The sequence below is a fragment of the Pseudomonas sp. UBA1879 genome (assembly GCF_002338065.1).
Lineage (GTDB): Bacteria > Pseudomonadota > Gammaproteobacteria > Pseudomonadales > Pseudomonadaceae > Aquipseudomonas.
The window spans coordinates 385,436-391,961 of sequence record NZ_DDHJ01000001.1 but is presented as its reverse complement, the minus strand read 5'-3'; the positions used below and the strand labels follow the sequence as shown (position 1 = coordinate 391,961).

7 protein-coding genes are annotated in these 6,526 nt (G+C 59.8%); 1 reads left to right on the top strand and 6 read right to left on the bottom strand.

Annotated elements, in window-relative coordinates; translation table 11 throughout:
• Positions 1–162: 162 nt before the first annotated feature.
• The 4 genes from B3N48_RS01770 to B3N48_RS01755 form a co-directional block, all read right to left on the bottom strand.
• Complete coding sequence (locus B3N48_RS01770) at positions 163–600, bottom strand: nucleoside deaminase (protein ID WP_296178807.1); 438 nt, start codon at positions 598–600, stop codon at positions 163–165.
• Positions 601–664: 64 nt separating this feature from the next.
• A complete protein-coding gene (locus B3N48_RS01765) occupies positions 665–1,276 on the bottom strand; it encodes a hypothetical protein (protein ID WP_296178806.1) in 612 nt (203 codons plus the stop codon).
• A 294-nt stretch (positions 1,277–1,570) separates the two neighbouring features.
• Positions 1,571–2,584: an ABC transporter substrate-binding protein gene (locus B3N48_RS01760; RefSeq protein WP_296178805.1), complete on the bottom strand. Its 1,014-nt coding sequence runs from the start codon at positions 2,582–2,584 to the stop codon at positions 1,571–1,573.
• Positions 2,585–2,747: 163 nt separating this feature from the next.
• Positions 2,748–3,527 carry a phosphate/phosphite/phosphonate ABC transporter substrate-binding protein gene (locus B3N48_RS01755; RefSeq protein WP_296178804.1) on the bottom strand — a complete coding sequence of 260 codons (780 nt, stop codon included), beginning with the start codon at positions 3,525–3,527 and terminating at the stop codon, positions 2,748–2,750.
• Positions 3,528–3,770: 243 nt separating this feature from the next.
• Between B3N48_RS01755 and B3N48_RS01750 the strand changes: the two genes are divergently transcribed.
• Positions 3,771–4,613: a class I SAM-dependent methyltransferase gene (locus tag B3N48_RS01750; protein ID WP_296178803.1), complete on the top strand. Its 843-nt coding sequence runs from the start codon at positions 3,771–3,773 to the stop codon at positions 4,611–4,613.
• 94 nt (positions 4,614–4,707) lie between these two features.
• Here B3N48_RS01750 and def read toward each other — a convergent pair whose 3' ends face one another.
• Entirely contained in the window at positions 4,708–5,247 is a 540-nt protein-coding gene (gene def, locus B3N48_RS01745; RefSeq protein WP_296178802.1) for a peptide deformylase, read from the bottom strand.
• A 60-nt stretch (positions 5,248–5,307) separates the two neighbouring features.
• Positions 5,308–6,321, bottom strand: coding sequence for a YihY/virulence factor BrkB family protein (locus B3N48_RS01740; protein ID WP_296178801.1), 1,014 nt, complete (start codon positions 6,319–6,321; stop codon positions 5,308–5,310).
• Positions 6,322–6,526 lie beyond the last annotated feature (205 nt).

Sequence of the window (6,526 nt, the reverse complement as noted above, 5' to 3'; positions counted from 1 at the left end):
GGAGGCACGACGGCCGCGAAGGCGGTATGTCAGACGCTGCATCGCCATCTGAACTACCGCCTCGCGGCCGTCGTGCCTCCGGCTGCTCCTACAGACCGCGACGTCTGCATCTTTCGTGGTCAAACCAGCGCTGACGTGAGCGTGGGGTGATGACAGGGCACGTTATTCGCCTATGTCCTCATTCCACAGTTCTGGCTTGTCGGCGATGAATTGCTTCATCAGGCCGATGCAGGTGGCGTTGTGGATCACGTCGACCTGCACGCCACGGGAACGCAGCAGTTCTTCCTCGCCCATGAATGTTTCGTTTTCACCAACGATGACCTTGCGAATGCCGTACAACAGGATCGCGCCGCTGCACATCGCGCAGGGGGAAAGCGTGGTGTAGAGCGTTGCATCGCGATACACCCTGGCAGGCTGACGTCCGGCGTTTTCCAAAGCGTCCATTTCGCCATGCTTGATCGCACTGCCTTCCTGCACCCGACGATTGTGCCCGCGGCCGATGATTTGGCCGTCGTGAACGATGACCGATCCGATGGGAATCCCGCCCTCGTCCAGCCCTTTTTGCGCCTCGTCGATGGCCGCTTGCATGAATGGGTCCATGGTCTCTCCTTGCCGTGTCGATCAAAAAAGAATGCGTCGGGCGTTGCTCGTCAGGCCCGACGGCTCAAGGCTTGGCTTTTTTCAGTGCGTTGTCCAGCGCAGTCGACACGTACACCTTCAGCAGCTCGCTGGATCGGCCTTTCATGTCCATGCCGACGTCGCGCTGTTTGGCGCGGAACTTGTTGGCGACATCGGGGGGCGGGTCGCCAGCATCGAGGGCGATCAGTTCTTCAGGAGTGAACGAGGCCGAGTAGGCTGCGGCAAGGTTCTGATCCCACTGTTGCTGATACTGCGGCTGCAGATATTGAAGCTCGTCCTGGACGATTTCCTGAGCCTTGGTGCGGCCGACCGTTTCAACGAGGGTGGTGAACGTCACCGTACGTGATGCCACTTGGTAACCCAGCCAACCGAGGCTTTCTCCCAAATGCCGATCCTTGACGAACGCCAGCGCCGTTGAGGGCGAGGTGGGAGACGTCGGGGACTGGGCGGCTGGCGGCGTTAGCGGCAAGGCAGACGGCTGCGAAGGGACGTCACCGGCCTGGGCATACACCCGTTGCGCATGGCCTGGATTAACGTAACCCGCCTGCACCCACCCTGACGCCCCCACCAATGCCCCGAACAGCCCCACAACGGCCACTTTCCTCAACGTCAACGCCGTCGATCTGCGGTATTCCATGTCCTCTCCCCGGCGACTTTTATCTGCGTGATCAACTCACTGACTTCCCGAACGCTAGCAGCTGAGCAACGGTTTACCAGCCCATGTAGCGCGGGCCCGTGTGCAGTGAGCAGTACGTCAAGGATGAGACCACAGCAGCGGGGCAAAGGTTGAAAAGAGATTGCAGGCTGGGTGCTTGGCACGGTAGGAAGTGAGCGTGCTCAAGAAGGCTTCAGTACCTCCACACCACCGTGGTGTGGAACATCCGTCTTGATGGGCAAGCTCACGTCCACAAAGGAAAATCGCTCGAAACGCTTACAACCCTGCCGTCACTTTCTTCGCGACGTCAGCAGGCACCCACGGCGTCCAGATCTCCGGGTGAGCTTTGAGGAAGGTCTTGGCCACGGCATCTGGCTCCAGGCGTTTTTCGCTCATCTCGCCCAAGGTTTTGTTCAACTGATCGATGGGCAGATCGACTTTCTCGAAGAAGCTCACCAATTCCGGATATTGCTTGTTGAACGGCTCGGACACGCCAATAGCCAGATGCGCAGCCAACGAGGCAGAGCCAATCGGATTGGGGTTGCTGGCGTCGGACAAGGTTTTCCACGCGGCTTCGTTGAACGGCGGCTCTTCCAGCTTGATCAGCTTGAAGCGGCCCAGCAGCGGCGTTGGCGACCAGTAGTAAAACAGCACCGGTTTACCGCGACGAATCGACGAAGCAATTTCCGCGTCCAGTGCCGCGCCAGAGCCGGTTCGGAAGTTTACGTAACTGTCATTGAGTTTGTAGGCCTTGAGCTTCTGCGTGTTGACGATCTCAGAGGTCCAGCCGGTCGGGCTGTTGAGGAAGCGGCCCTTGCTCGGGTCTTCCGGGTCTTTGAACACGTCTTTGTATTTGGGCAGATCGGCCACCGATTTGAGGTCCGGCGCCAAGGGTTTGATGCCCTTTTCCGGGTCGCCCTTGATCACGAATTCCGGCACCCACCACCCTTCGGTGGCGCCTTTGACGATATTGCCCAGGCCGTGCACTTTGCCTTCAGACTCGGCCTTGACCCACGCCGGACTGCGGCCTGCCCATTCTTCCCCAATCACCTGAATGTCGTTTTTGGCCAGCGCGGCCTCAAGGCTGACCGTGCTGCCCGGCAGCTTGTCGGTCGGGTAGCCGTAGCCCTTCTCGACGATGGTGCGCAGGATTTCGGTAATGAGGCTGCCGCTCTCCCAGGTGATGTCACCGAAGTGAATGGGCGTGGTCTTCTCGGCGCTGTGCGCGGGCTGGGTCAGGATCGCCAGCGCGAGCAGGGAGCCGCCCAGCAGGTGTTTGATCGATGTCATGGTCGTCTCTCGTCAGGGTCGGTCAAATCGTCGTAAGCCAAGCCCACTTGCACAATGGGCTCAGTCGGGTCAGGCACAGCGCAGGTTTCATTCCAGACCCGCACGCAGGTCACAGGTTTCAGTTTTTTCACACAGGCTGACGCCCTGATCAGGACGCACTCGCTCACAGCGTAGGCAATCCCTGAGCGCGCGCGTGCTGTTCGTAGTCGAGCAGCACCTGGTAATCCGCTTCGCTGGCCGGTAGCACTTCACGAATGGCCAGCACTTGCGCGACCTCCGGCAACGCCTGGAGCACCTGATTCAGCGCGTCCAGAATGGCCTGAGCATCTGCGCCAACGCGGGTGATATAGGGCAGGCACGGGCCGTCGGCGGTGCGCGCGATCACCTTCAGCCCGGCGACTTCATCGCTGTGGTCGCGCGCCAGGTAATCGAAGGTTACGCTGTCGATCGACGCCAGATCCCCTCGCTTTGCCTTGATCTCGGCCAGGCTGTTGCGGTGGCCGCCTGTCAACGACACCCGGGAGAAAAACGCCCCGCCCGCGTGCAACGGCGCCAACGCGTGGCGAAACAGGTTCATGCCGGAATTGGAGTCTTGGGAATTGAGCAGACCATGGCTGCCGCGGAAATCTTCAAGGCGCTGCCGAGGGTCATCAGCATGCGCGACCAGCACGCTGCAGTGTTTGCCATCGGCGCTGTGGGGGAGTTGGTACACCGGCCGCCCGACCACTTGGACCTGCCCGCGCAGTTGCGTCATCAGCGGATAACCGCAGGTCTGCGCGATCAGCAGACGCGGCGACAGCCATAGCTGCGGGAGGTCGAGGGCGCTAGCGTCCAGGCGTTCTGCGCCGAGCAAGGCCAGTGCAGCGTTCAGCCACTGCTCCTGCGCGTCGCGTACACGGTCGGGGGCAACGTACATCTGTAATTCTGCGTAGCCTTGAGCCATGTCTGGGTTCCGGGGTTCGGGCGTGAAGGGGTTGAACGGAGTCCGATAACCGTCAAACCGTTCAGGCCCTGCACAGATGAAAAGCAGGTAGGCGATTCTGCACATGCGTGTAGCGTCGTTGTACATCAAGACCAAAAAACATGTAGATCGTTTGGTTATGACCTCCAAACCAAATGTGCCACCCGGCCGCAAACCCTGCGTGCTAGCCTCGGGCATCACTTCCTGCCGTTGAACGGGACGCACATGAACACGACGCTGTTGACTCTTTCCCTCGCGGCTCTTTTCGGGTCATCCCTGGCCACTGCTGCCACGGCTGCCTCCACCGATGCGTCAACGTCGAACATCAGCCAAGAACAGTTCGCTGCCGTGCTGAATGGCAACTGGCGCGTGCCCAAGAATGCCGCCCGCGATCAGTACCGGCATCCGCAACAGACGCTGACGTTCTTTGGCGTGCGCACGGACCAGACCGTTATTGAAATCACACCGGGCAACGGCTGGTACAGCGAACTGCTCGCCCCGCTGCTCAAGGACAACGGGCATTACGTCGCGGCGATCGTTGACCCATCCGAGAACGGCGAAGCGAAAAAATCTGCTGAAACCCTGAGGCAGAAGTACGCCGCCGACCCCGCGCATTACGGCAAGGTCGACGTTGTGGCGTACACGCCCCAGGCGCCGGTCTTCGGCAAACCGGGCTCGGCGGACACCGTGCTGACGTTTCGTAACGTGCATAACTGGGTCGACGCCGGCAACGAAGCGGCGACGTTCAAGGCGTTTTACGACGTGCTGAAACCAGGGGGGACATTGGGCGTGGTCGATCACCGGGCCAAACCAGGGACCACCGCCAAGGACAATGAAAATAACGGCTACCTGCCCACCGATTATGTGGTGAAGCTGGCCGAGACAGCGGGCTTCAAGCTGACCGGCCAGAGTGAAGTCAACGCCAATCCCAAAGACACCAAAGACTACCCTGACGGGGTCTGGACCCTGCCACCGGCGTTGGTCAAAGGCGATCAGGACAAGGACAAGTATCTGGCCATTGGTGAGTCAGACCGGATGACGCTGCGCTTCGTCAAGCCGGTTAAATAGGCTGGAAGAACATGTCCTGTTGAACGCAAAAACATCGGTGGGAACCGGCTTGCTGGCTCCCACCGTCTGATCGTGTTCCATTCATGCCCACGGATCAATCGTCCGCATTCGGGTCCATGTTGGGGAACAGCACCTCGGTGAACCCAAAGCGGGTGAAGTCTTTGACCCGCGAGGGGTACAGGCGGCCGATCAGGTGATCGCATTCATGTTGCACCACCCGCGCGTGGAACCCGCGGGCCTCGCGCTGAATGGCCTGCCCGGCGGGATCGAAGCCTTCGTAGCGAATGTGCTCGTAGCGCTCCACCACGCCCCTGAGACCCGGCACCGATAAGCACCCTTCCCAGCCCTCCTCCACGGTCGGCTCCAAAGGCGTGATCAGCGGATTGAGCAAGATGGTCTGCGGCACGGCCTCCGCTTGCGGATAGCGTTCACTGCGCTCGAACCCGAAAATCACCAGTTGCAAATCCACGCCAATTTGTGGCGCTGCGAGCCCCACGCCACCGACGCTGTGCATGGTTTCGAACATGTCGTCGATCAGGGTCTGCAGCTCGCGAGAGCCAAACATCGGGCGCGGTACGGGGGGCGCGACACGCAGCAGGCGCTCGTCACCCATTTTCAGAATTTCTCGAATCATGGAAGGGCCTTTCGAAAGGGCAGATGCGCCGGAGAGCTGCGCATCCTGCCATGGGATCGATCAGGGTTTGTCGGTTTTTAACGGTTGCAAAGGTTGCAGCGCCGGTTCGTAGGTGTGGTCGTGGTCGTGAGAGTGATCTCGACCCAGTCCCGAGACATGCTGCTTGGCGATGACCGTATCGCCGTCGGCATTCTCGCCACCGTCGCCTGCGATTTTCTCGCCTTTAGCCTTGCCCTCTTGGGACATGTGTTCGATCACCGCATTCATCTCAGCGCCCAACAGCAACACCGAGGCGGAAATATAGAAATACAGCAGCAGCACGATGATTGCCCCGATGCTGCCGTACATGGCGTCGTAGTTAGCGAACGTCTTGACGTAATACGCAAAGCCCAGCGAAGCCACAATCCACACCACCACTGCCAGCACCGAACCGGGCGTGATGAAACGGAATTCCTGTTTCACATCGGGCATCAGGTAATACATGGTCGCCACCGAGACCATCAGCAGAATGATGATCACCGGCCACCGCAGCAGCGTCCACAGGGTGACAATGAAGTCTTCCATGCCGATTTGTGCCGCCAGCCAACCCATCACCTGAGGGCCGGTGACCATCAGCGCCGCCGTGGTCAGTAACATCCCGGCAAAACCCACGGTGTACAACACTGACAACGGGAGGCGTTTCCACGCTGGCCGCCCCTCAACGACGTCGTACGCTGCGTTCATCGCGCTCATCATCAGTCGCACGCCTGCCGACGCACTCCACAGGGCGATGACGATACCGATGGACAGCAGGCCGCCCTTGGATTGTTGCAGCTGGTCGATCACGGGATTGACCTGATCCAGCGCCACCGGTGGCAAGACCAGTTCCGACTGCAAGCGCAGCCAACTGAAGAAGTCGGGCAAATGCAGGAAGCCGATCAAGGCAATCAGGAACAACAAGAACGGGAACAGCGAGAACAACATCTGGTACGCCAACGCCGAAGCGTAAGTCGACATTTCGTCGTCGAGAAACTCTTTGACCGTTCTGACCAACACGGCTCTCACACGTAGCTGGCGCAAATCCGGGAATATCATGGCGTCTCCTTTCGCGACGTAGACGTATTTGAAGCACATTTACCTATACGAGCAGGCAAACGCTTTGGAATTCCGTATGCCCCCCGCGGCGGGGCGGCTTTTTACATTCAGTTAAGCACTTTTGCCACCACGGATACGTTTCAGGATGTCTGATGCTGGCCGGCGAGGGCCGGACACGACAGCGGCCATCGAAGGATGGCCGCTG